At 68.4% G+C, this 19,976-nt stretch carries 18 protein-coding genes and 2 pseudogenes; 12 read left to right on the forward strand and 8 right to left on the reverse strand.

Going from position 1 to position 19,976, the window contains the following annotated elements:
• Positions 1–142 precede the first annotated feature (142 nt).
• The gene (locus INQ43_RS08585; RefSeq protein ID WP_193987304.1) at positions 143–517 is read left to right on the forward strand and encodes a thioesterase family protein; all 375 of its coding nucleotides are present in this window, start codon (positions 143–145) and stop codon (positions 515–517) included.
• On the opposite strand, the gene INQ43_RS08590 is transcribed toward INQ43_RS08585, so the two are convergent.
• From INQ43_RS08590 to INQ43_RS08610, 5 genes are all read right to left on the reverse strand, one after another.
• Positions 509–1,618: an ABC transporter permease gene (locus INQ43_RS08590; RefSeq protein WP_194036172.1), complete on the reverse strand. Its 1,110-nt coding sequence runs from the start codon at positions 1,616–1,618 to the stop codon at positions 509–511. The genes INQ43_RS08585 and INQ43_RS08590 overlap by 9 nt on opposite strands.
• Entirely contained in the window at positions 1,615–2,775 is a 1,161-nt protein-coding gene (locus INQ43_RS08595; RefSeq protein ID WP_194036173.1) for an ABC transporter permease, read from the reverse strand. The genes INQ43_RS08590 and INQ43_RS08595 overlap by 4 nt, the downstream gene beginning before the upstream one ends.
• A gap of 26 nt (positions 2,776–2,801) precedes the next feature.
• On the reverse strand, positions 2,802–3,827 hold the full coding sequence (locus INQ43_RS08600; RefSeq protein ID WP_194036174.1) for an efflux RND transporter periplasmic adaptor subunit: 1,026 nt from the start codon (positions 3,825–3,827) through the stop codon (positions 2,802–2,804).
• Complete coding sequence (locus INQ43_RS08605; RefSeq protein ID WP_228062460.1) at positions 3,824–5,179, reverse strand: TolC family protein; 1,356 nt, start codon at positions 5,177–5,179, stop codon at positions 3,824–3,826. Before INQ43_RS08605 ends, INQ43_RS08600 begins: the two co-directional genes overlap by 4 nt.
• Before the next feature lie 133 nt (positions 5,180–5,312).
• Complete coding sequence (locus INQ43_RS08610; protein ID WP_194033904.1) at positions 5,313–5,762, reverse strand: copper chaperone PCu(A)C; 450 nt, start codon at positions 5,760–5,762, stop codon at positions 5,313–5,315.
• A gap of 38 nt (positions 5,763–5,800) precedes the next feature.
• On the opposite strand from INQ43_RS08610, the gene INQ43_RS08615 reads away from it, so the two are divergent.
• Entirely contained in the window at positions 5,801–7,366 is a 1,566-nt protein-coding gene (locus tag INQ43_RS08615) for a DUF4139 domain-containing protein (protein WP_194036176.1), read from the forward strand.
• Entirely contained in the window at positions 7,363–8,142 is a 780-nt protein-coding gene (locus INQ43_RS08620) for an enoyl-CoA hydratase/isomerase family protein (RefSeq protein WP_228062461.1), read from the forward strand. Before INQ43_RS08615 ends, INQ43_RS08620 begins: the two co-directional genes overlap by 4 nt.
• A gap of 353 nt (positions 8,143–8,495) precedes the next feature.
• On the opposite strand, the gene INQ43_RS08625 is transcribed toward INQ43_RS08620, so the two are convergent.
• The 3 genes and pseudogenes from INQ43_RS08625 to INQ43_RS08635 all read right to left on the reverse strand — a co-directional run bounded on the left by INQ43_RS08625 (position 8,496) and on the right by INQ43_RS08635 (position 10,983).
• Positions 8,496–9,374 (reverse strand): sulfurtransferase, encoded by an 879-nt coding sequence (locus tag INQ43_RS08625; protein WP_194036177.1) that lies wholly within the window; start codon positions 9,372–9,374, stop codon positions 8,496–8,498.
• Positions 9,371–10,167 (reverse strand): annotated as a pseudogene (locus INQ43_RS08630) (CoA pyrophosphatase). The gene INQ43_RS08625 and the pseudogene INQ43_RS08630 overlap by 4 nt, the downstream one beginning before the upstream one ends.
• Positions 10,168–10,293: 126 nt before the next feature.
• Complete coding sequence (locus INQ43_RS08635; protein WP_193983827.1) at positions 10,294–10,983, reverse strand: FKBP-type peptidyl-prolyl cis-trans isomerase N-terminal domain-containing protein; 690 nt, start codon at positions 10,981–10,983, stop codon at positions 10,294–10,296.
• Between the two features lie 194 nt (positions 10,984–11,177).
• On the opposite strand from INQ43_RS08635, the gene INQ43_RS08640 reads away from it, so the two are divergent.
• The 9 genes and pseudogenes from INQ43_RS08640 to pstB all read left to right on the forward strand — a co-directional run bounded on the left by INQ43_RS08640 (position 11,178) and on the right by pstB (position 19,974).
• A complete protein-coding gene (locus INQ43_RS08640; protein ID WP_194033908.1) occupies positions 11,178–11,972 on the forward strand; it encodes an enoyl-CoA hydratase-related protein in 795 nt (264 codons plus the stop codon).
• A 17-nt stretch (positions 11,973–11,989) separates the two neighbouring features.
• Positions 11,990–12,445: pseudogene (locus tag INQ43_RS13040) on the forward strand (hypothetical protein); the annotation flags it as partial.
• Between the two features lie 74 nt (positions 12,446–12,519).
• Positions 12,520–13,245: an endonuclease III gene (gene nth, locus INQ43_RS08650; RefSeq protein ID WP_343221382.1), complete on the forward strand. Its 726-nt coding sequence runs from the start codon at positions 12,520–12,522 to the stop codon at positions 13,243–13,245.
• A 117-nt stretch (positions 13,246–13,362) separates the two neighbouring features.
• Positions 13,363–14,514, forward strand: a complete 1,152-nt coding sequence (locus tag INQ43_RS08655; RefSeq protein ID WP_194036179.1) for an OprO/OprP family phosphate-selective porin — start codon at positions 13,363–13,365, stop codon at positions 14,512–14,514.
• Positions 14,515–14,610: 96 nt separating this feature from the next.
• The gene (locus INQ43_RS08660) at positions 14,611–15,921 is read left to right on the forward strand and encodes a Yip1 family protein (protein WP_194036180.1); all 1,311 of its coding nucleotides are present in this window, start codon (positions 14,611–14,613) and stop codon (positions 15,919–15,921) included.
• Positions 15,922–16,104: 183 nt separating this feature from the next.
• On the forward strand, positions 16,105–17,187 hold the full coding sequence (gene pstS, locus INQ43_RS08665; RefSeq protein ID WP_194036181.1) for a phosphate ABC transporter substrate-binding protein PstS: 1,083 nt from the start codon (positions 16,105–16,107) through the stop codon (positions 17,185–17,187).
• A gap of 13 nt (positions 17,188–17,200) precedes the next feature.
• Complete coding sequence (gene pstC, locus INQ43_RS08670) at positions 17,201–18,169, forward strand: phosphate ABC transporter permease subunit PstC (RefSeq protein WP_194036182.1); 969 nt, start codon at positions 17,201–17,203, stop codon at positions 18,167–18,169.
• Between the two features lie 8 nt (positions 18,170–18,177).
• Complete coding sequence (gene pstA, locus INQ43_RS08675) at positions 18,178–19,047, forward strand: phosphate ABC transporter permease PstA (protein WP_194037629.1); 870 nt, start codon at positions 18,178–18,180, stop codon at positions 19,045–19,047.
• A gap of 63 nt (positions 19,048–19,110) precedes the next feature.
• Positions 19,111–19,974: a phosphate ABC transporter ATP-binding protein PstB gene (gene pstB, locus INQ43_RS08680; RefSeq protein WP_228062685.1), complete on the forward strand. Its 864-nt coding sequence runs from the start codon at positions 19,111–19,113 to the stop codon at positions 19,972–19,974.
• Positions 19,975–19,976: the final 2 nt, after the last annotated feature.

A 19,976-nucleotide genomic window follows, 5' to 3' on the forward strand; every position in this document is an offset into this window, starting at 1 on the left:
CGCGCGCAAGACGACCGCGAAGAAGACCGCGGCAGGACAGCACCGTGCCAAGCAGCAAGGCGCGGCGGAGTCGGCGAAGCCGCTCCCATCAACGCAGAACGATGCAGGCGCCGCTCCCAGCGCGGATCTGATCCGGGTGCCGATGGCGGTGCGCTGGCGTGACCTGGACGCGTTCAACCACGTCAACAACTCCAAGTACCTCAGCTACCTGGAGGAGGCGCGGCTGCACTGGATGATGGGCGTGCCCGGCCAGGGCATGGACGACCACGTCGCGCCGGTCGTGGCCGCCGCCCAGCTCAACTACCGTCGGCCGATCACCTGGCCGGCCGAGGTGGTGGTCGAGCTGTTTGTTGAGCGGCTGGGCAACACCAGCCTCAGCATCGGTCACCGCATCGTCGACGACGAGGACCGCTCGATCGTCTACTGCGACGGCAACGTGGTCATGGTGTGGATCGATCGCGACAGCGGCCGTGCGGCCGAGCTGCCGCACAAGGTCCGGGAAGCCTGCTCACGCTGAGCGGCGCGGCCGGTAACGCCACGCCGCCAGTGCGCCGTAGAGCAGCGCCAGCAGCGCGAGGTTGGCCAGCTCTCCCGATACCTCTGCCAGGGTCGCGCCCATCTGGTTGACCTTGACCAGCGCGTTGATCCCCGGCGTGCTGGGCAGCAGTTGGGCGATGCGCATCAGCAGCCTTGGCGTGGCCTCCACCGGCCACGACAGGCTGGACAGGAAGAACAGCGGCAGCGAGGTCACGGTGATCAGCTGGAAGGCGCGCTCGCGGGTGCGGAAGAAGCTGCCGAAAAACATCGCAAAGCCGACCACCGCGGCGATGAACAAGGCCCCGGCCAGCAACAGCCCCCCCAGGTTGCCGCCGCGCGGGTAGTCCTGGAACCAATACACGAAGCCGCTGAAATACAGCAGGCTGAGCATCCCCATCATCGCGAAGGCGGCGGCAATGCCGGCCAGGCCCGGTCGCGAGAGCCGCAGCTGCCCATGGCGCTCGCGCCGGGTCGCCGCCATCACCGCCACGCCGATCAGCAGGGTCTGTTGCACGATCAGCGCCGCGACGCCGGGCACGATGCTGCTGCCATACCCTTCGGCGGTATTGAACAGCGGCCGCTCGATCACCTGCAGCGGCGGTCCCGCCGGCACCCCGGCAAATTGCGCCTGGCTGATCGCGACCTCCTGTCCGAAGGCGGTGATCGCGGTCGCCGCACCCTGCAGCACCAGGCTCGCCCGTCCCAGCAGGGTGCCGTTGCCGAAGAGCGCCAGCCGGCCCTGCCCGCCGCGCAGGATGTCGCGCTGGAAATCCGCCGGCACCAGCAGAATCGCTTCGGCATCGCCACGCTCCACCAACGCGCGCGCATCATCCATCGATCCCAACACGCCGACGACGTGGACCTCGCGCACCGCATCGAGCTTGCGCAGCAGGTCGCGGCTCATCGGACTGCGGTCCTGGTCGACCAAGACCAGCGGCAGGTCAACGGCCACCTGGTGGCGATACGCGGCCGGGTAGAAGAACGAGTACAGCAGGATCGCGCCGACCAGCGTCAGCATCGCGACCCGGTCCCCGGCGATCGCGCGCAGGGTCTCGCCGAAGGCGAACGTGAACCGGTTCATCGCCGCCCCCACGCTGCCGGGTCGCGCGAGGCCCGCCCCAGCAGGACCATGCCGATGGCGCCGGGAATCACCACGAACAGCAACAAGGCACCCAGCGGCCAGGCCGAAACCGCCAGCGAGGAACCCATGTCCAGTTGCTGCGCCTGCAGCTTGAGGTAGGCGGTGAAAGGCAGCAGGGCGCTCCACAGCCGGGTGAACCAGGACGCGCCCTGCAACGGGAACGTCGCTGCCGAGAATGCGAGCGACGTGCCCGCGTACAGCCCGGCCATCGACAGCGCCGAGGCCATGTTGCGGGTGGCCCCGACCAGCAGCAGCGCGATCACCGCGTAAGCCAGATACATCAGCGCCTGCCCCAGCATCAACAAGCCGAAACCGTCGGCCAGGCCGCCGCCGCGCAGGACCGCCAGCCAAACCAGGCTGGCCGCGCCGTACGCGGTGAACAACAGGAGATACGGCGCCATCTTGCCGAGCACCGCCGGTACCAGGCGGTCATGGCTTTCGCGCAGCCAGGGTTGGATGGTCGCGTCGCGCAGTTCGCGCCCGAACGCTCCCACCATCGCCACGCACAGCGCGAGATGCAGGATGGCCGGGAACAACAGGGCCAGCAGGAACTGCTCGTAACTGCGACCAGGGTTGAACAGCACGCTGGTCTGCACGGAGACGGGGGCGGAGCGCACGCTCGCCGGACCGAGGGTCAGGGCGACCTCGGCCACCGCCAACTGCGCCGATACCGCCTGCACGGCGGTGTCGATGTCGCGCGCGGCCGCTTGGCCTGCCACCTGGTAACTGGCGTTGAAGTAGCTCAGGACGGTGCCACTGCCGTCGCGCTGGATGTCGCGCCCGGTGCCGGCCGGGATATGCACCACGGCATACACCTTCAGCGCGCGCGCCAGGGAAAACGCCTGCTCCAGCGACGCTGGCTGCTCGGACACCGTCAGCCCCGGCGATGCCTGCAGGTGGCGCACGAGCTCACGGCTGGTCGTGCTTCGATCCAGGTCGACCACGGCGACGGGCAGCTCGCGCGGCACCCCTCCGCTGAACAGCCACGCCACGATGAAAAGCAGCACGCACGGGATCCACGTGGCCAGCGCGAGATCCCAGGGGCTTGCACGCAGGAACCGGCATTCGCGGCGTGCCGATGCCAGCAGCGCCTGCATTGGCGTTGCGCGCTCCGCCGTCCCGGCTAATCCGCCGGTGGCCATGCGAACAGGACGCTCATGCCCGGGCGGAAGCCGTCGACCTTCTGCGCCGGCCGTACCCGGACCTCGAAACTTTTCACGTCGTAGCCGCTGGACTGGCGGGTCGAACGCCAGGTCGCGAAGTCCCCGGCGGGACTGATGAAGTAGACCTCGAACGGCACACCTTCCAGCCCCAGCGCGGGAATATCGCCGCGCAGCTGCGTTCCCACCCGAATGCCCCCGAACTGGTCCTCGCGCAGGTTGAGCGAGACCCACATGCGATCGATATCGACCAGGGCGAACACGGGGTATCCGGCCGGCACCAGTTCGCCGACGTCGACCAGCCGCTTGCCGACCTCACCGGCGATCGGCGCGCGTCCCTCGATCTCCAGCTGGGCGGCGCTCACCTCGGCCACGGCGCCTTCGGCCTGGCGCACCTGCGCCTGAGCGGCCGCCTTGTCCTCGCCGCGCGCACCGGCGAGGGCCATGTCGTACTGCGCGCGTGCGGCGGCCTCCAGCGCATTGGAGCTGCGCTGCTGGGCCAGGGCCTCGTCACGTTTCTGCCGGGTCATCACGCCTTCGCGGTAGAGGTTGTCGACCCGCCGATAGGTGGCGCGGGAGAGCTCGGCGCCGGCACTGGCGCGGCGCCAGTTGGCCTCCGCCGCGCGGATGTCTTCCGAGCGCGCGCCCTCCTCGGCCTTGCCGGCCTGCGCGCGCGCCGCGTCCAGGACCGCGTCCGCCTGCGCCTGCTTTGCGGCGACCTCCGGACTGTCCAGCTCGAACAGCACCTGCCCCGCCTCGACCCGGTCACCCTCGCGCACGAGCAGTTTCGAGACCCGCGCACTGATTTTCGTCGATACGTTGATGCTGTCGGCGTCGGCCATGCCCTGCACCACATCGTCTGGCGCGCGGAACGCCAGCCACAGCCCGGTCACGACGAGCGCGACGACCACCACAATGGCGCCGACGCCCAACCAACGGCGTGGCCCGCCCGGCGGTGTGCTCTTGTCGGGGGTCGCGTTCTCGCTCATTGCTGCAGCACCTTGTCCGCCTTGCGGAAGTAGTCGTGGTAGTCCTCGAGCCGCCCGCTGATTTCCAGCAATCGCGCCAGCGCCACGTCGTAGTCGTAGGCCGCCTGCGCGCGCTCGACCATCGCGCCACCCAGCTGCAGGCGGGCATCGATCACGTCCAGCGAGGTCACCTGGCCTTCGCGGAACGACAGTTCCTGCAGGCGCAGGTTCTCACGCGACAGTTCGATGGAGCTGTCCAGCAACAGGTACTGCTGGCGCGCCGATTCCAGATCGTTGTACGCCTTGCTCACGCCCGAAGTGATCTGGTTGCGCGCCTCGCGCAATCCGGCCTCGGCGGCGAATTCCTGCTCGCGGGCGGCGGCAATCTGCGCCGGCCGGTTGCTGCCCGAGAGGAAGGTGTATTTCACGCCAATGCCGAACGCCCAGTCGGGGTCGGTGATCATTGCGTCCTCGCGATGCAGGTCGTACTGGCCGAAGGCATACACCTGCGGCTTGAGCTTGGCCTGCTGCACCTTGACCCCTTCGCTGGCCTGCTCGCCCAGCGCCTGCAGGCGACGGATCTGCGGGTGTTGCGCGAGCGCCTGCTGGCGATACGTCTCGATCGGGGCGGTTGGGGTGCTGATCACGAACAAGGGGGTGGTCGGGGCGATGGGCCGGTCGCTGCGCAGCAGGTTGGCCAGCGATTCGCTGATCGTGTCCAGGTCGTTGATCGCTCGCTGGTAGTCACGCTCGGCCTGGTCGCGGGCGACCGTCGCCTGCAGGCGCTGGGCCCGGGTCGCGAAGCCTTCGCGTTCGAGCTTTTCGGCATTCTCCACATGGCGCTGCAGCCCGTCGCGCACGTCGCGGCGCACGTCCAGCGCCTGCCGCGCCAGTTGCTGGCCGAAATAGCGCTGCACGAGTTGCAGCACCTGCGATTGCGACTCCAGGTCGCGCTCCGCCGATGCCTGGCGCACCGCAGCGGCAGCGGCCGCCTGCGCGGCCGGGATCTGCCCACCGCTGTAGATCGGCACCACCGTGCTGAGCACCGGACGCAGCCGCCAGTCCCGCTCGCGGAACTGCAGCGGACTGGGAATGCCAAACGCCTCGGCGACCGGAGCCAGCGAGCCCAGTGGCAGGCTCAGGGTCTTCTGGAATTCCATCTGCCGCACGTCCACCGACACCTCGGGCACGCGCAGCGAGCGGGTGGCGCGGGCGAGGTCGAGCTTGCCGCGCACGCCCGCATCGGCGGCGGCCAGCGCGTCGGATGACTGCTCCAGCGTGGTGCGGGCTTGTTCGAAGCTAAGCGCCTGCGGTGCCGCGTCCTGCGCCGACGCCACACCGCACAGCGACGCGACCAGCACACAGGCCAGCATGCGGGGCAACGATGGTGGATGCGGATTTCGCGGCGCTCGGCTCATTCCACGACCTCATTGCAGAAGCGGCCAACCGATCCGGGCGACCCCTACCCGCGGCGCGCCTCCGCCTTCGGGCGTACCGGTGATGCGCCTACTTGCGGATGCGGAAATTGCCGGAAATCTCCCGTCCGTCCTCCAGCTTCAGATCGATCCGGACCTCATCGCCCGCAACCGGCGGGGCCTTGGGCTTCATCAGCATCATATGCAGGCCGCCCGGCTTGAGCGTGACGCTGTCGCCGGCCGGAACCACCAGGCGCGGGATCGCGCGCATCCGCGCCATGCCATCCTCGAAACGGGTCTCATGGATCGACACGTCATCAAAGCCGGGACTGCTGCCCGACACCACGGTTACCGCAGCGTCGCAGGCGTTGTGGATGGTGCCAAAGCCGGCCAGCACGGGAATGGCGGCGGGCGGCACGCGGATCCAGCCATCGCTGATTTCCGGCAGGCATTCGACATCGGCCGCGGCGGCCGTCGGCGACTGCAGACTGAATGCGACGGCGACGAGGGCACACAGAAGGGAAACGCGGAGGGTGTTCATGCCCTTATGATACCGACAGGTCGAGACTGGAGTCCGAGATGCACCGAACGCTGCCCTTCCTTGCCGTCGCCGTTGCGCTCGCCGCGTGTTCGGGCAAGCCTGCATCCGACACCGAGGCCGCGCCTCCCGCCGCGAAACCCACGCCGCCGCCGGCGAGCACCGACGCCAATCCGGAAAGCGGCACCACGCGCCTGACCATCTACAGCGGCGATTACGAGTCGTTGTCCGGCGACACGTTGGCGCGCCCGGGCATGCCAGGTTTTGCGCTGGTGGAGCGCCCCTTGCATTACACCCTCCAGTCCGGCGTCAACTCCGTGTCGGCCAATGGCATGCCGCGCTCGATGGACGTGGAGGCCGCCCAGTTGCAGCCGCGCTCGGACGGGATCACCTTGCTGTCGCAACGCTTCGTCGCCCCGCTGTCGGGCACCGATGAAGTGATCGCCCAGGTGATCGGGCAGCGGATCGTGGTCGAGCACACCGCCGGCACCGCCAAGCAGAGCGACAACGGCGTGTTGCTGGCCGCCAACGACGGCCTGACGCTGGCGCTGGGCGACGGCCGCATCAAGGTGATCCGCGATTACGACAACTTCAGCGTGGTCGATGGCAGCAAGCTGGTGCCGCAGCAGGCCGAGCTGCGCTGGACCGTGCAGGCCGACAAGGCCGGCGACGCCGACTTCCTGCTCAGCTATCCGATGGGTGGCATGGCCTGGCGCTCGGAGTATCGCGCCACGCTCGCCAATGCGGACGCGGAGGCCAAAGACTGCACGCTCGCACTGGACGGCGCAGCGCTGCTGGTCAACCGTGCCGGCGTCGGCTTCGGCAACGCGCGCATCACACTGGTCGCCGGTGAACCGGCACGCGCCCGCGGCGGTCGGGAGATGGCGATGGACAGTGCCTATGCCACCGCTGCCCCCGAGACGGCGAAGATGATGGACATACCGTCGGTGCGGCAGTCCGGCGAGTACCACGCCTACGAACTGCCCAACGCCATCACCGTCGCCAACGGCGTGGTGGAGCGCGTGCCGCTGTTCGCCCAGTTGCCGGCGGTGGCCTGCGAGCGCGCGTACACGGTGGGCCAGAGCGGCGAACCATGGATCCCGCCGCGGCCCCTGATCGAACCCGTGCAGCGCGGACAGACCGGCAAGCTGCCGGTTACCGCCACCGTATCGGTGAGCAACTCCAAGGACGCGGGACTGGGCCAGCCACTGCCGGCGGGCCGCGTACGCGTGTTCGACGGCAGCGACTTCCTCGGCGAATCGATGCTGGCGCACACCGCCGAGGGCGCTGACATCACCCTTGAAGTGGGCCGGCCGTTCGACCTGCGCGCCGAGCGCGAAGCCACCGATTTCCGCCTGGACCGCGCGGGACGCACCATCACCGAGTCGTTCGCGATCACCCTGGGCAACGCCAAGGACAGGGACGCCACCATCCAGGTACTGGAAACCCTGCCGCGCTGGAGCGACTGGGAAATCATCGAGTCCAGCGTGCCGGCGACCAGGAAGGGGGCGAACCAGGTGGAGTTCGACGTGCCGGTACCGGCCAAGGGCGAGACCGTGCTGACCTACACCGTCCGCTATCGCTGGACCCAGGGCGACAGGCCGTGAGCCACGTCAAGGCCACGATCCATGACGACGTGGTCGAGCTGCAGCTGGCCCGCCCGCCGGTCAACGCGATGGACCCGACGCTGTGCCGGGAGCTGCACCATTCAGTGGCCTCGGCCATCGGCGAGGGCGCACGCGGCATCGTGCTGACCGGATCGCCGCGGATCTTTTCCGCCGGTCTGGACGTGCCCTACCTGCTGTCACTGGGTGATGACCGCAAGGCCATCACCGAGGCCTGGCAGGCGTTTTTCGGCGCGGCACGCGCGCTCGCCGCCAGCACCGTCCCGGTGGTCGCCGCGATCACTGGCCACGCGCCGGCGGGGGGGTGCGTGTATGCGCTGTGCTGCGACTACCGGATCATGGCGGCCGGCGATTTCCGCATCGGCCTGAACGAGACCCGCGTCGGCCTGATCGCCCCCGAGGGCATCCAGCGATTGATGCGGCGCGTGGTCGGCCTGCACCGAGCAGAGCGCCTGCTGGTGTCCGGAGAGATGGTCGATGCCGCCACCGCCCTGCAGATCGGGCTGGTCGATGAACTGGTCGACATGGGTCCGGAGCACGACACTGCAGCCCTCGTCGCCCGCGCTCACGAGTGGCTGCAGGCGCTGCTGGCCCTGCCCCACGACGCCATGCGCCACACCCGCGAGATTGCCCGCGCCGAGGTGGTCGAATCCCTGCAACCCGAGCATGTGGATCTGGAGCGTTTCGTTGATGCCTGGTTCGAGCCAGGCACCCAAAGTGCGTTGAAGACACTGGTCGCGCAGCTGGGGAAAAAATAGGTCTTCGGTCGACTGTACGTAGCCGGACGCCGGGGGGCGGGGGTGAATGCCCTTGAGTGCGAATGTCCCCCGGCACCAGTGGAGCCGGTGCCTCCTCCTTTACTTCGCACCCAAGGGCATTCGCCCCCGCCGTTGCATGACGGTGGTTGTAGAAGCAAAAGCCCAGCCGCTCTATGTCCGCGTACCGCTGCGATCTGACAGCGGGACCTGTTGGCCTTCTGGGCGAAATAAAGGAGGAGGCATCCGCCACAGGCGGGTGCCGGGGGACATTCGCCCGGAAGGTCGGCAGGTCGCGCCCCCTCGGCGGTCCAGAGATCTCGCCTCCGCCCAGCAGGTCACAGCCTGCGCGCTGGTTACGCGCCGGTCGCGACCGGGCGCGCGGGGTCTTCGATCCAACCACTCCAGGAGCCGGTGAACAGCTTCGCCCCGGTCAGGCCGGCATGCTCCATCGCCAGCAGGTGATGGCAGGCGGTGACACCCGACCCGCACATCACGACCACTTCCTCCGGATCACGCCCGTCGAGCAGATCGGTGAACTCCTCCCGGAGCGTGGCCGCGGGCTTGAAGTGTCCGTTTTCGAGGTTGTCGGAGTACGCTCGGTTGACCGCGCCGGGAACATGTCCGGCGAGTTTGTCGATCGGTTCCGCATCGCCGCGGTAACGCTCACTCGCGCGCGCATCCACCAGCATTGCCCCAGCGGCCAGGTGTGCCTGGACCCGTGGTGCGTCAAGCAGCAGCGCCCGGTTGAAGTCGGCGTGGTAGGCCGCCGGCTTTGGCGAGACGGGGGTACCGACCTCCACCAGGCATCCCTTCGCGGTCCAGTGCTTCCAGCCTCCATCCAGCACCGCCACGTCGCGATGTCCGAGCGCACGCAGCAAAAACCACGCGCGTGCGGCTGAAAGACCGCCATCGCCGGCGTCGTAGACCACCACCTGATGCGCCGGGGTGATGCCCCACTCGCCCAACCTGTCCGTAAAGGCCGCAGCGGATGGCCACGGATGCCGACCGCCGGGGCGGGAATGGTCCGACAGGTCGCGGTCAAGGTCGGCGAAGTACGCGCCGGGGATATGGGACTGGCGATACGCGTGCTCGCACGCGGCGGGATCGGCGAGCGATGAGCGCGCATCCAGCACCACCACATCCGGGCGGCCGAGCGCGGTGGCCAGTTCGTCCGCCGTCACGAGGGTCTGCCAGCGCGGCATCGATTTCGGAATGGAAACCTGATCGTTCATGAGACGTGCTCCAGTCGCTGCCGCAGGTTCATCAGGATAGACGCGGTGACGCCCCAGATGCGCTGTGCGGGATAGCGGTACTCCCAGACCTGGCGCGTGCGGCCTCGGTAGTCCACGCGCTGGCCGACCAGGTTGGCCGGGTCGAGAAGGAACTCCAGCGGTACCTCGAACACCTCGGCCACCTCGCCCGGATCGGCATGGATGCGGTGCGCGGGATCGATCACCGCCACCACCGGAATCACCCGAAAGCCGGTGACGGTGAGCAAGGGGTCGAGCAGGCCCAACGGCGTGACCTGCGCCGGGGGCACGCCGATTTCCTCATCCGTCTCGCGCAGCGCGGCGGCGACCGCATCCGCATCGAAAGGCTCGACCCGGCCACCTGGAAACGCCACCTGCCCCCCGTGATGGCGCAATGCGTCCGTGCGCCGGGTCAGGATGACCTGGGTTGCATCCGGCCGCGGAACGAGCCCGACGAGGACCGCGGCGTCGAATTGCGGGTCGCCCGGCAGCAGCAGATCATCCAGCTCGCCCAGGTTCCACGCCGGGCCGGTGGGCGGGGTCCGCAAGGGGTGCAGCGCGCGCCGGATCCGGCCGCTGCCGTCCAGGCGCGCGATCAGCGCCGGGTCGCTCATCCCCGCCCGGCCTCTCGATCGGGCAGGACCACGTCCATGAGGTAGGCACGCTCGCGGTCGTCCATCTGCGACCAGCGGGCGATCTCGTCGCCGGTGCGGTGGCAGCCGTCGCACTGGCCGCGCTCATCCAGGCAACACACGCCGGTGCAGGGAGTGAGCATGGGTGGCAAGGGCTGGTACACGGCGACACTCCTGGAAAGCGAAACTCCAAAGGCCAGAAACGCGTTGCGCCGGACAGGGCCGGCGCAACGTTGGGACGGTTCGCGGACCAGGCCGCGGTCATACCTTTACTTGACGCTGACCAGCTTGATCTCGAACTGCACCGCCATGTTGGGCGGAATGCCGGTACGCGGATCGGCACCGTAGGCCTTGTCGGCGGGCAGGGTGACTTCCCACTTGGAACCGGCGGGCATCATCTGCAGCGCTTCGCGCATCGCCGGCATCTCGACTTCCGACAGCTTGATGTCGGGCATCGGGCGTGCCTGCGAGGCTTCGCCTTGCTGACGCTGGCCCCACGGGAACGGACCGGCGACTTCCAGCGAGACGGTGCTGGCAGCGGTCGGCTTGGCACCCTTGCCCGCTTCGATCACGCGGTACTGGACGCCGCTGGGCAGCGCCTGCACGCCGGCCTTGGCCTTGTTCTGGGCGATGAAGGCGTCGCTGCGGGTCTTGTTTTCGGCCGCTGCGGAATCCCAGGCCGCCTTGGCCTTGGCCTGCTGGCGCTTCTGCATGTTCTCCACGGCGCTGCGGAGCTGGTCGACCGGCACGGCCGGGTCCTTCTTCGCGTAGCCGTCCTGCAGGCCCTTGGTGATGGTGCCGACGTCGAGCGCTTCGCCGCTTTCGCTGGCATTGCGTCCAAGGTCATAACCAAGCGCGTAGCTCAGCTTGCCTTTTTCGGATGAGGTGTCCTGGGCGAAGGCTTGGCCTGCGGTCAGGGTCAGGGCCGCAACGGCGACCGCAATCAAACGCAACTTCATTCGGTAAAACCTCCGGAGGTGACGCGAAGCGGACGCACCGCCCCGATTGGGATGCCACGCCGGTCAACAGCCCCAGGCGGACACGCTAGGATAACGACGCGAGGGCTTAACCGCCACTGACGACCCATGTCCGACCCTCCGTTGGCCGGCAAGTTCCGCAATCCACCCGCTTCTCTTTTCCCCGGACCCGATCAATGCCCGAAACCGCTGCTTCCACCATCGTCACCATCGCCGACCACGCCGCCGTCCGAGTGATCACCGTCAACCGCCCGGACAAGTTGAACGCCCTGAATGCCGCCACGCTGGACGCGCTGCACGCGGCGTTCGAAGCGGCTGACAGCGACCCGGACGTCCGCTGCATCGTACTCACGGGCGCCGGCGAGAAAGCCTTCGTGGCGGGCGCCGACATCAGCGAGATGAACGCATTGACGCCGGTCCAGGGCCGCGATTTCTCGCTGCGAGGCCAGCGCCTGATGCGGCGCATCGAGAAGCTCGGCAAGCCGGTCATCGCGATGGTCAACGGCTTCGCGCTCGGCGGCGGGCTGGAGCTGGCCATGTGCTGCCACCTGCGGATCGCGTCCGACAAAGCCAAGGTCGGCCAGCCGGAGGTGAACCTGGGGCTGATCCCGGGCTTTGGCGGCACCCAGCGCCTGCTGCGGCTGGCCGGACGCGCGGCCACGCTGGAGTTGTGCCTGGTCGGCGCGCCGGTGGACGCTGCGCGCGCGCTGGAGCTGGGCATCGTCAATCGGGTCGTTGCCGCCGCCGAACTGCACGACGAGACCATGAAGCTCGCCGGGCAACTGGCGGCGTCCGCGCCGCTCGCCCTGCGCGGGGTGATCGACTGCGTCAACGTCGGCGGCGAGTGTGGGATCGAAGAAGGCCTGGAGTACGAGACCGCGCAGTTCGGCCTGATGTTTTCCACCGACGACATGCGTGAAGGCACCAGCGCGTTCCTCGAGCGTCGCAAGCCGGCGTTCCAGGGCAGCTGAAGGCGGTGGATGCGGAGGTGGCTACCGCCGCGACGCCGTCGCCCGCGCCGGCCTGTGCCTGCGGCTGCACGGATGCGCGCGGCAGCGCCGGCCACGCGGTCAGCAATGCGCTGGTGGTCGGCGATCTGGACCGCGCCTTTTCGCTGGGGTTGTTGGACGTCACGCCCTGCCCCGCGTGCGCCGCGGACTGCCTCGCATTGCTGGATCGCGTGCAGGGCGAGCGCCGGCAGGCGCTGGCGGCACGGGCGCGCTATCGCCAGCGCGAAGCGAGGCTGGAACGTCGGCGGCTGGAGCGCGAGCAGCGCAGGGCGGCGCTCGTTGCAGGGGTCAAGGACTCGCCCAAGACGACGGTTCCCGGCGCGGTCGAAGCGGCGCGCCCGTTCGAGGCGCCACGCGTGGTCAGCCCGGCGCTTCCGCCTGCCGCGGCCGCGGCACTGGCGCGGGCGCAGGCAAAAGTGGCGGCGCGCGCACAGGCAAAGTCGCCGCTCCGATCAGCCACCCCGAGTCCGCCCAAGCACGATCCGCCCGAGCACGGAGATCCCAAGCGTTGAGCACCCCGGTTCGCCGCAAGACCCGCCCGCGCTCGAAGCTGCGCAAGGCCGAGATCGAGGAGATGTTTTCCCGGCTGCGCCAACTCAACCCGGAGCCAACCACCGAGCTGGAATTTTCCAGCCCCTACGAGCTGCTGGTGGCGGTGACCCTGTCGGCCCAGTCCACCGACGTGGGCGTCAACAAGGCGACCCGGAAGCTGTTCCCCGTCGCCAATACCCCCGCGGCAATTGCGGCCCTGGGTGTAGAAGGCCTTAAGCCGTACATCGCGACCATCGGGCTCTACAACACCAAGGCGGCCAACGTCGTGGCCATGGCCGAGCTGCTGTTGGAACGGCACGACGGCCAGGTGCCCAACGACCGCGCGGCGCTGGAGGCCCTGCCCGGCGTCGGCCGCAAGACCGCCAACGTGGTGCTCAACACCGCGTTCGGCGAACCGACGATGGCCGTGGATACCCACATCTTCCGGGTGTCCAACCGCACCGGCCTGGCGCCGGGCAGGAACGTGCGCGAGGTCGAGGACCTGCTGGTGCGGGTGATTCCCGACGAGTACCTGCGCGACGCCCACCACTGGCTGATCCTGCACGGGCGCTACGTGTGCAAGGCGCGCACGCCCGACTGCCCGCATTGCGTGATCCGTGACATCTGCCGCTACCGCGACAAGACGCCCGGTGAACCGGAGGCGCCACTGGACGCCGTGGGCGCGCGGCAGGGTCGCGGCTGACGCAGGTGCAAACGCGGACCTAGCGCTATTGCCCGCTTCGCCAGGCTGCTGTTGTCATCTCACTGCAATGTTGCGTGGCCACACTGCGGGCACTTTCCCAATGTGACGCGCGCCGCCATGCAGATCCGCCTGACCCCTCTTGCCACCGCGCTGCTGCTGGCGGGCGCCGTTCCGCTCGCCCATGCCGAAATCGCCCTCGATGTCATCAGTGGCACGGGAATCAGTTTTGAAGGCCTGGTCCAGGCTGACTACAACCATTTCGGCAGCGACGTCGCAGACCTCAACGGTGACGTGCTGGAGGGCAGCAACGCCGACCAGGAGCTGCGTCGCGCCGAACTGGTGCTCAAGGGCAAGGGCCCGGGCAACATCGACTGGGTGATCGGCTATGACGCCAAGGCCGACAAATGGCTCGACGTCAATGCGAAGTACCGGCTGGGCGGCAACAAGCGGCACTACCTTCAGATGGGCCAGTTCAAGCAGCCCAACAGCCTGGAGGAGCTGTCGTCGACCAGGCACAACGACTTCATCTCCAAGGCCACCATCACCAACAGCTTCGCCACAGGTCGTCGCCTGGGCGCTGCCTGGTCCTATGGCAGCGGCCCCTTCGCCATGACCGCCAGTGTTTTTGGCAGCGAGCTGACCCGCAACAAGGCCGCCGGGAACGGTGTCGGCCTGCGCGGTACCTTTGCCCCGATCAACCAGGACGGCACCATCCTCCACTTCGGCCTGTCATACGTCGACCGAGATGTCGATGGCGACGCGATCAGGCTGTCGGCCAAACCCAATGCCGACCTGGCCAAAGCGAGCCTGGTCAGCACCGGCACTCTGGCCAATGCGGACCGGATGGCGACGATCGGTCTGGAGAGCTTCTGGGCACGCGGGCCGGTCAAGCTGCAGGTCGAGTTCATGCAGGTCGATGTCGACCGCTACGGCGCCGGTGAGGCCGACTTCCGCGTCAGCGGCGGGTACCTGAGTGCCCTGTGGAACCTCACCGGTGAAGGCTGGAAGTACAAGGACGGCGTCCCCGGGACCGCAGCTCCCAGCGATCCGGCGGCGGGTATGTGGCAGCTTGGTTTGCGCTACGACAGCATCGACCTGGACGACGGCGCCGTGCAGGGCGGCCGGATGGACGCGATCACCGCCGGGGTGAATGTCTACTGGCGCTCGAACTTCAAGCTGGCGCTGAACTACGTGAAGGTCGACAGCCGGCGCGCGGGGATCGACGACAACCCCGACATCATCGAGGCACGGCTGCAGCTCCACTGGTAGCCGAATACGGTGTCCGGATCCGGTGCCGTCCCTCGTAGTTGACCAGAGAGTGCCGGCCAGCCCGGCCCCTGTCTGCACAACCGTGGAGTAGCACGCATGAATTCGGAATCCTTGATCGAGCGGGTGAAGTCCATCCTGTTCAACCCGCGCCGCACCTGGCCGGTGATTGGCGGGGAACCGGCAACCGTTGCCGGCCTCTACACCCGATACATCATGATCCTGGCAGCGCTGCCGGCCATCTTCACCTTCATCAAGACCAGTCTGATCGGCTACAGCATGTTCGGCGCGACCATGCGCACCGGGATCGTCGCGGGCCTGCTGGGCGCACTGCTGACCTACGCGCTCAGCCTGGTCATGGTGTATGTCGTGGCGCTGATCATCAACGCGCTGGCGCCGAGCTTTCGCGGCCAGAAGAACCAGGTCCAGGCGCTGAAAACGATCGCCTACGCCTACACCGCGGCCTGGGTCGCCGGGATCGGCGTCATCATTCCGTGGCTGGGCGGGGTGATCGGACTGGTCGGTGGGATCTACTCGATCTACCTGCTGTACCTGGGCCTGACCCACACGATGAAGAACCCGCCCGAGAAGTCGCTGGGCTACACCGCGGTGATCGTGGTGATCACCCTGGTGCTGAGCCTGCTGATCGGCGCGGTGGTTGCCGGCGTGACCGGCATCGGCGCAATGGGCGCCGGCGCGATGGGCAAAAGCTCCAGCAGCTCCAGCGTCGTCTTCGACAAGGACAGCAAGCTGGGCCAGCTGGCCGTGTTTGGCGAGCAGATGAAAGCCGCCGGCGAGCGGATGGAGGCGGCCGAGTCGCGCAACCGCAGCAAGGACCGCAGCGGTGCGAAGGCCATCGGCGCTGACGGCGACTCGCGCGATGCCGACATGGCGTCCGCGGAAGCGGCGATGGCCGCGCTGTTCGGCGGCAAGGACGGCAAGCCCATGGAGGCGCTGGAGCCGGAGCAGCTGAAGGGCCTGTTGCCGGCATCGATCGCCGGGATGCCGCGCACTGGCACCAGCGCCAGCCGCGAGAGCGCCATGGGCATGCAGGTCAGCAACGCCTCGGCCGACTACGCCAGCGAGGACGGCCAGCGGCGCCTCAAACTGACGCTGTCGGACGCGCCGATGATGGCCAAGATGGGCGCATTCCGCGGACTGATGAGTTCGGAGTCTTCATCCGAGACGCAGGACGGCTTTGAGAAGACCTACACCCGCAACGGTCGCCACATCGAAGAGGAGTGGAACAGCCGCAGCGGCCGGGGCGCCTACGAGGTCATGGTCGGCAGCCGCTTCACGGTGAAGGCCGAGGGCACCGCGGAGAACTTCCAGCAGATCCAGTCCGCAGTGCAAAGCATCGACCTGGCCAAGCTGGAGGCGGTCGCCAAGGCGGGGGCCGAGCAGCACTAGCTTCAGGCGCGAAGACAGCGTCGCGGCGGGTCATCGCCGCGGCGAACCAAGAAAAAAAGGGCGCGCTCCCACCGGAGGCGCCCTTTTTCCTGTTCAGCCTCCCAACCTCACGGTCATACGCCGGTAACACAAACGTCCTTTCATGGTGCCAACGCCGGCCACGCCGGCCCTGACGAGCCGCCCATGAAACCCAACCGCATTGCCGCCCTGTCCTTGGTCTTCGCTCTTGCCGCCGCCGCTATCGGCTGCACGGCGCCCACCGACGGCAGCACGTCCGACGCCAACTCCGGCGCCGCGGGTGCCGCGCAGATCACCGGCGCGGGTGCGACCTTCATCTTTCCGCTGGTGTCTCGCTGGTCGGCCGACTACCACGCCGCGACCGGCCACCAGGTCAACTACCAGTCGATCGGCTCCGGCGGCGGCATCGCCCAGATCACCGCCGGCACGGTGGACTTCGGCTCCTCGGACGCACCGCTGTCGAGCGCCGAGCTGGCCGACGCGGGACTGGGCCAGTTTCCCTCTGCCATCGGCGGTGTGGTGCCGGTGGTCAACGTCGCCGGCATCGAGCCGGGCCAGTTGCGCCTGACCGGACCGCTGCTGGCGGACATCTACCTGGGCAAGCTCAGCACCTGGAACGACCCGGCGATCGCAGCCCTTAACCCCGACCTGGCGCTGCCGGCGACCGGCATCAGCCTGGTCCAGCGCTCCGACGGTTCGGGCACGACCTTCAACTTCACCAACTATCTGTCCAAGGTGAGTCCGGCGTGGCGGGACGCTGTTGGCGAAGGCAAGTCCGTGCAGTGGCCGGCAGGTGTCGGCGGCAAGGGCAACGAGGGCGTGGCGTCCTACGTCCAGCAGATCGACGGTGCGATCGGCTACGTCGAGCTGGCCTACGCGATCCAGAACGCCATGTCGCACGCGCTGCTGCAGAATGCCGCCGGCAACTTCGTCGCGCCGAACGCCGACAGCTTCCAGGCCGCGGCCGCCACCGCCGACTGGGCCGGCGCCAGCGACTTCAACCTGGTGATCACCAATGCGCCCGGCGAGCAGGCCTGGCCGATCACCGCGACCAATTTCATCCTGATGCACAAGCAGCCCGCCGACGCGGAGCGCAGCCGCAACGCGCTGGACTTCTTCCGGTGGGCGCTGCACAACGGCCAGGCGCAGGCCGACGCGCTGCATTACGTGCCGCTGCCGGCGCCACTGGTGGACCAGGTGGAGCGCTACTGGGGCAGCGAATTCGGTTTCACCACCGACGCCCAGTGACCCGCCGCCATCCATGAGCACGAGCGTCCTGACCAACGCCGGCATCCTTGCGCGCGACACCGCCGACGCGCGCAACGACCGCTGGTTCCGCTACGCGCTGGCCGCTGCCGTCGCGCTGGTGCTGTTGCTGCTCGCCGGCGCCGCCCTGTCCATGCTCTGGGGCGGCCGCGCGGTGCTGCAGGCCAGCGGCCTGGATTTCTTTTTCTCCGCAGACTGGAATCCGGTGCAGGGCCGGTACGGGGCGCTGGTCCCGATCTTCGGCACCCTGGTCACCGCCGCCATCGCGATGCTGCTGGCGGTGCCGCTCAGTTTCGGCATCGCCTTCCACCTCACTGAAGTGGCGCCGCGCTGGCTGCGCGGCCCGCTGGGCACCGCGATCGAGCTGCTGGCCGGCATCCCCTCGATCATCTACGGCATGTGGGGTCTGTTCGTGCTGGTGCCGGTGATGACCCGCCATGTCACGCCGTGGGCGAATGAGCACCTCGGCCCGCTGCCGGTGATCGGCCCGCTGTTCCAGGGGCCGCCGATCGGCATCGGCATGCTCACCGCCGGCATCGTGCTGGCGATCATGGTGGTGCCCTTCATCAGCTCGGTGATGCGTGAGGTGTTCCTGACGGTGCCGACGCGGCTGAAGGAGTCGGCCTACGCGCTGGGTTCGACCCGATGGGAAGTCAGCTGGAACATCGTGCTGCCCTACACCCGCTCGGCGGTGATCGGCGGCATCTTCCTCGGTCTGGGCCGCGCATTGGGCGAGACCATGGCGGTGGCGTTCGTGATCGGCAACTCGACCCGGTTTACCTCGTCCCTGCTGGAGCCGGGCACCACCATCGCGGCGCTGATCGCCAATGACTTCGGCGAGGCCACCGGCGAGTACCGCTCCGCCCTGCTGCTGCTGGGCTTCGTGCTGTTCATCGTCACCTTCGTCGTGCTGGCGCTGGCGCGCGTCATGCTCGCCCGCCTCGCCCGCAGGGAGGGCAGCTGATGACCGCGATTCGTAACGACGCCGTTGCTGACGCGCTCTATCGCCGCCGCCGCATCGGCAACGCGCTGGCGCTGGTGCTGTCCAACGTGGCGACCGCGATCGGCCTGATCTGCCTGGGGTGGATTTTGTGGACGCTGCTGGCCAAGGGCCTCGGCGGCATCGAGGTCGCACTGTTCACCCGCGACACGCCGCCGCCGATGACCACGGGCGGTCTGCGCAACGCGTTTTTCGGCAGTGCGGTGATGTGCCTGCTGGCCATCGCGATCGGCACTCCATTGGGGATCGCCGCCGGCACCTGGTTGGCCGAGTACGGTCGCGGCACCCGCGTCGGCACGGTGGTGCGGTTCGTCAACGACATCCTGCTTTCCGCGCCTTCCATCGTGCTGGGGCTGTTCGTCTACACGCTGGTGGTGATGCGCACCGGCGGCAATTTCTCCGCCATCGCCGGCGCCATCGCCCTGGCCTTCATCGTCGTGCCGGTGGTGCTGCGGACCACCGACGAGATGCTTCGGCTGGTTCCGGGCCAGATGCGCGAGGCGGCCCTGTCGCTGGGCGTGCCGCACTGGAAGGTGGTGCGGCAGGTGATGTTCCGCTCGGCCCTGCCCGGCGTCATGACCGGCATCCTGTTGGCGCTGGCGCGGATCTCCGGCGAGACCGCGCCGCTGCTGTTCACCGCCTTCGGCAACCAGTACTGGAGCGCCGACCTGACCGGCCCGATGGCCAGCGTTCCGGTGGTCATGTACCAGTACGCCAGCAGCCCCTACCAGTCCTGGCAGGACCTCGCCTGGGCCGGCGCGCTGGTGCTGACCACCTTCGTCCTGCTGACCAGTCTGGTCGCCCGCGCCATCGTCGCCCGGCATCGGGTCGCGCATGACTGACGCCGGTCCCATCCCGTCCCCATCCGATCCCCACCCGAGGCACCACCGATGAACGCCACCGCCGTGCTCGACCTGCCCCGCTCTCCCGCCATGCGCGCGCACCCCATCGCCAGTGCGAGCGTCCTGGAGCGGGCGACCCGGCCGACTCCGCTTGCGGCCGACACCGCGCAGGCATCGCCAAAGCTCGATGTCCGCGGGCTGGACTTCCATTACGACCGCTTCCATGCGCTCAAGGACATCAACCTGTCGATCCCGGAGAAGCAGGTCACCGCGCTCATCGGCCCGTCGGGCTGCGGCAAGTCGACGCTGCTGCGGGTGTTCAACCGGATCTACGCGCTGTACCCGAAGATGCGCGCGACCGGGCAGGTGCTGCTGGACGGCGCCGACATCCTGGATCCCCGCTACCCCTTGAACCGCCTGCGCAGTCGGGTCGGCATGGTGTTCCAGAAGCCAGTGCCGTTCCCGATGACGATCTTCGAGAACGTCGCCTACGCCATCCGCCACCACGAGAAGCTCTCCAAGGCGGAGATGGCGTTGCGCGTGGAGCAGGCCCTGCAGCAGGCGGCGCTGTGGGACGAGGTCAAGGACAAGCTGGGCGCCAGCGCGCTGGGCCTGTCGGGCGGGCAGCAGCAGCGTCTGTGCATCGCCCGCGCGGTCGCGCTGCGGCCGGACGTGCTGTTGCTGGACGAGCCGACCTCGGCGCTGGACCCGATCTCCACCAGCCGCATCGAGCAGCTCATCGCCGGGCTCAAGAGCGACTTCACCATCGTCATGGTGACGCACAACATGCAGCAGGCGGCGCGGGTGTCGGACTACACCGCCTTCATGTACCTGGGCGACCTGGTCGAACACGACGCGACCACGACGATATTTTCCAATCCCTCGCAGCGCCAGACCGAGGACTACATCACCGGGCGGTTCGGATGAGC

Source organism: Lysobacter sp. H23M47 (assembly GCF_015209765.1).
Lineage (GTDB): Bacteria > Pseudomonadota > Gammaproteobacteria > Xanthomonadales > Xanthomonadaceae > Novilysobacter > Novilysobacter avium.

Coding starts and splice junctions, on each gene's coding strand:
- INQ43_RS08585 (WP_193987304.1), top strand. CDS start 143: ATGGCGGTGCGCTGGCGTGACCTGGACGCGTTCAACCACGTCAACAAC.
- INQ43_RS08640 (WP_194033908.1), top strand. CDS start 11,178: ATGCCCGAAACCGCTGCTTCCACCATCGTCACCATCGCCGACCACGCC.
- INQ43_RS08590 (WP_194036172.1), bottom strand. CDS start 1,618: ATGAACCGGTTCACGTTCGCCTTCGGCGAGACCCTGCGCGCGATCGCC.
- INQ43_RS08600 (WP_194036174.1), bottom strand. CDS start 3,827: ATGAGCGAGAACGCGACCCCCGACAAGAGCACACCGCCGGGCGGGCCA.
- pstC (WP_194036182.1), top strand. CDS start 17,201: ATGAGCACGAGCGTCCTGACCAACGCCGGCATCCTTGCGCGCGACACC.
- pstS (WP_194036181.1), top strand. CDS start 16,105: ATGAAACCCAACCGCATTGCCGCCCTGTCCTTGGTCTTCGCTCTTGCC.
- INQ43_RS08605 (WP_228062460.1), bottom strand. CDS start 5,179: ATGCTGGCCTGTGTGCTGGTCGCGTCGCTGTGCGGTGTGGCGTCGGCG.
- INQ43_RS08660 (WP_194036180.1), top strand. CDS start 14,611: ATGAATTCGGAATCCTTGATCGAGCGGGTGAAGTCCATCCTGTTCAAC.
- INQ43_RS08635 (WP_193983827.1), bottom strand. CDS start 10,983: ATGAAGTTGCGTTTGATTGCGGTCGCCGTTGCGGCCCTGACCCTGACC.
- INQ43_RS08615 (WP_194036176.1), top strand. CDS start 5,801: ATGCACCGAACGCTGCCCTTCCTTGCCGTCGCCGTTGCGCTCGCCGCG.
- INQ43_RS08595 (WP_194036173.1), bottom strand. CDS start 2,775: ATGCAGGCGCTGCTGGCATCGGCACGCCGCGAATGCCGGTTCCTGCGT.
- INQ43_RS08655 (WP_194036179.1), top strand. CDS start 13,363: ATGCAGATCCGCCTGACCCCTCTTGCCACCGCGCTGCTGCTGGCGGGC.
- INQ43_RS08610 (WP_194033904.1), bottom strand. CDS start 5,762: ATGAACACCCTCCGCGTTTCCCTTCTGTGTGCCCTCGTCGCCGTCGCA.
- INQ43_RS08625 (WP_194036177.1), bottom strand. CDS start 9,374: ATGAACGATCAGGTTTCCATTCCGAAATCGATGCCGCGCTGGCAGACC.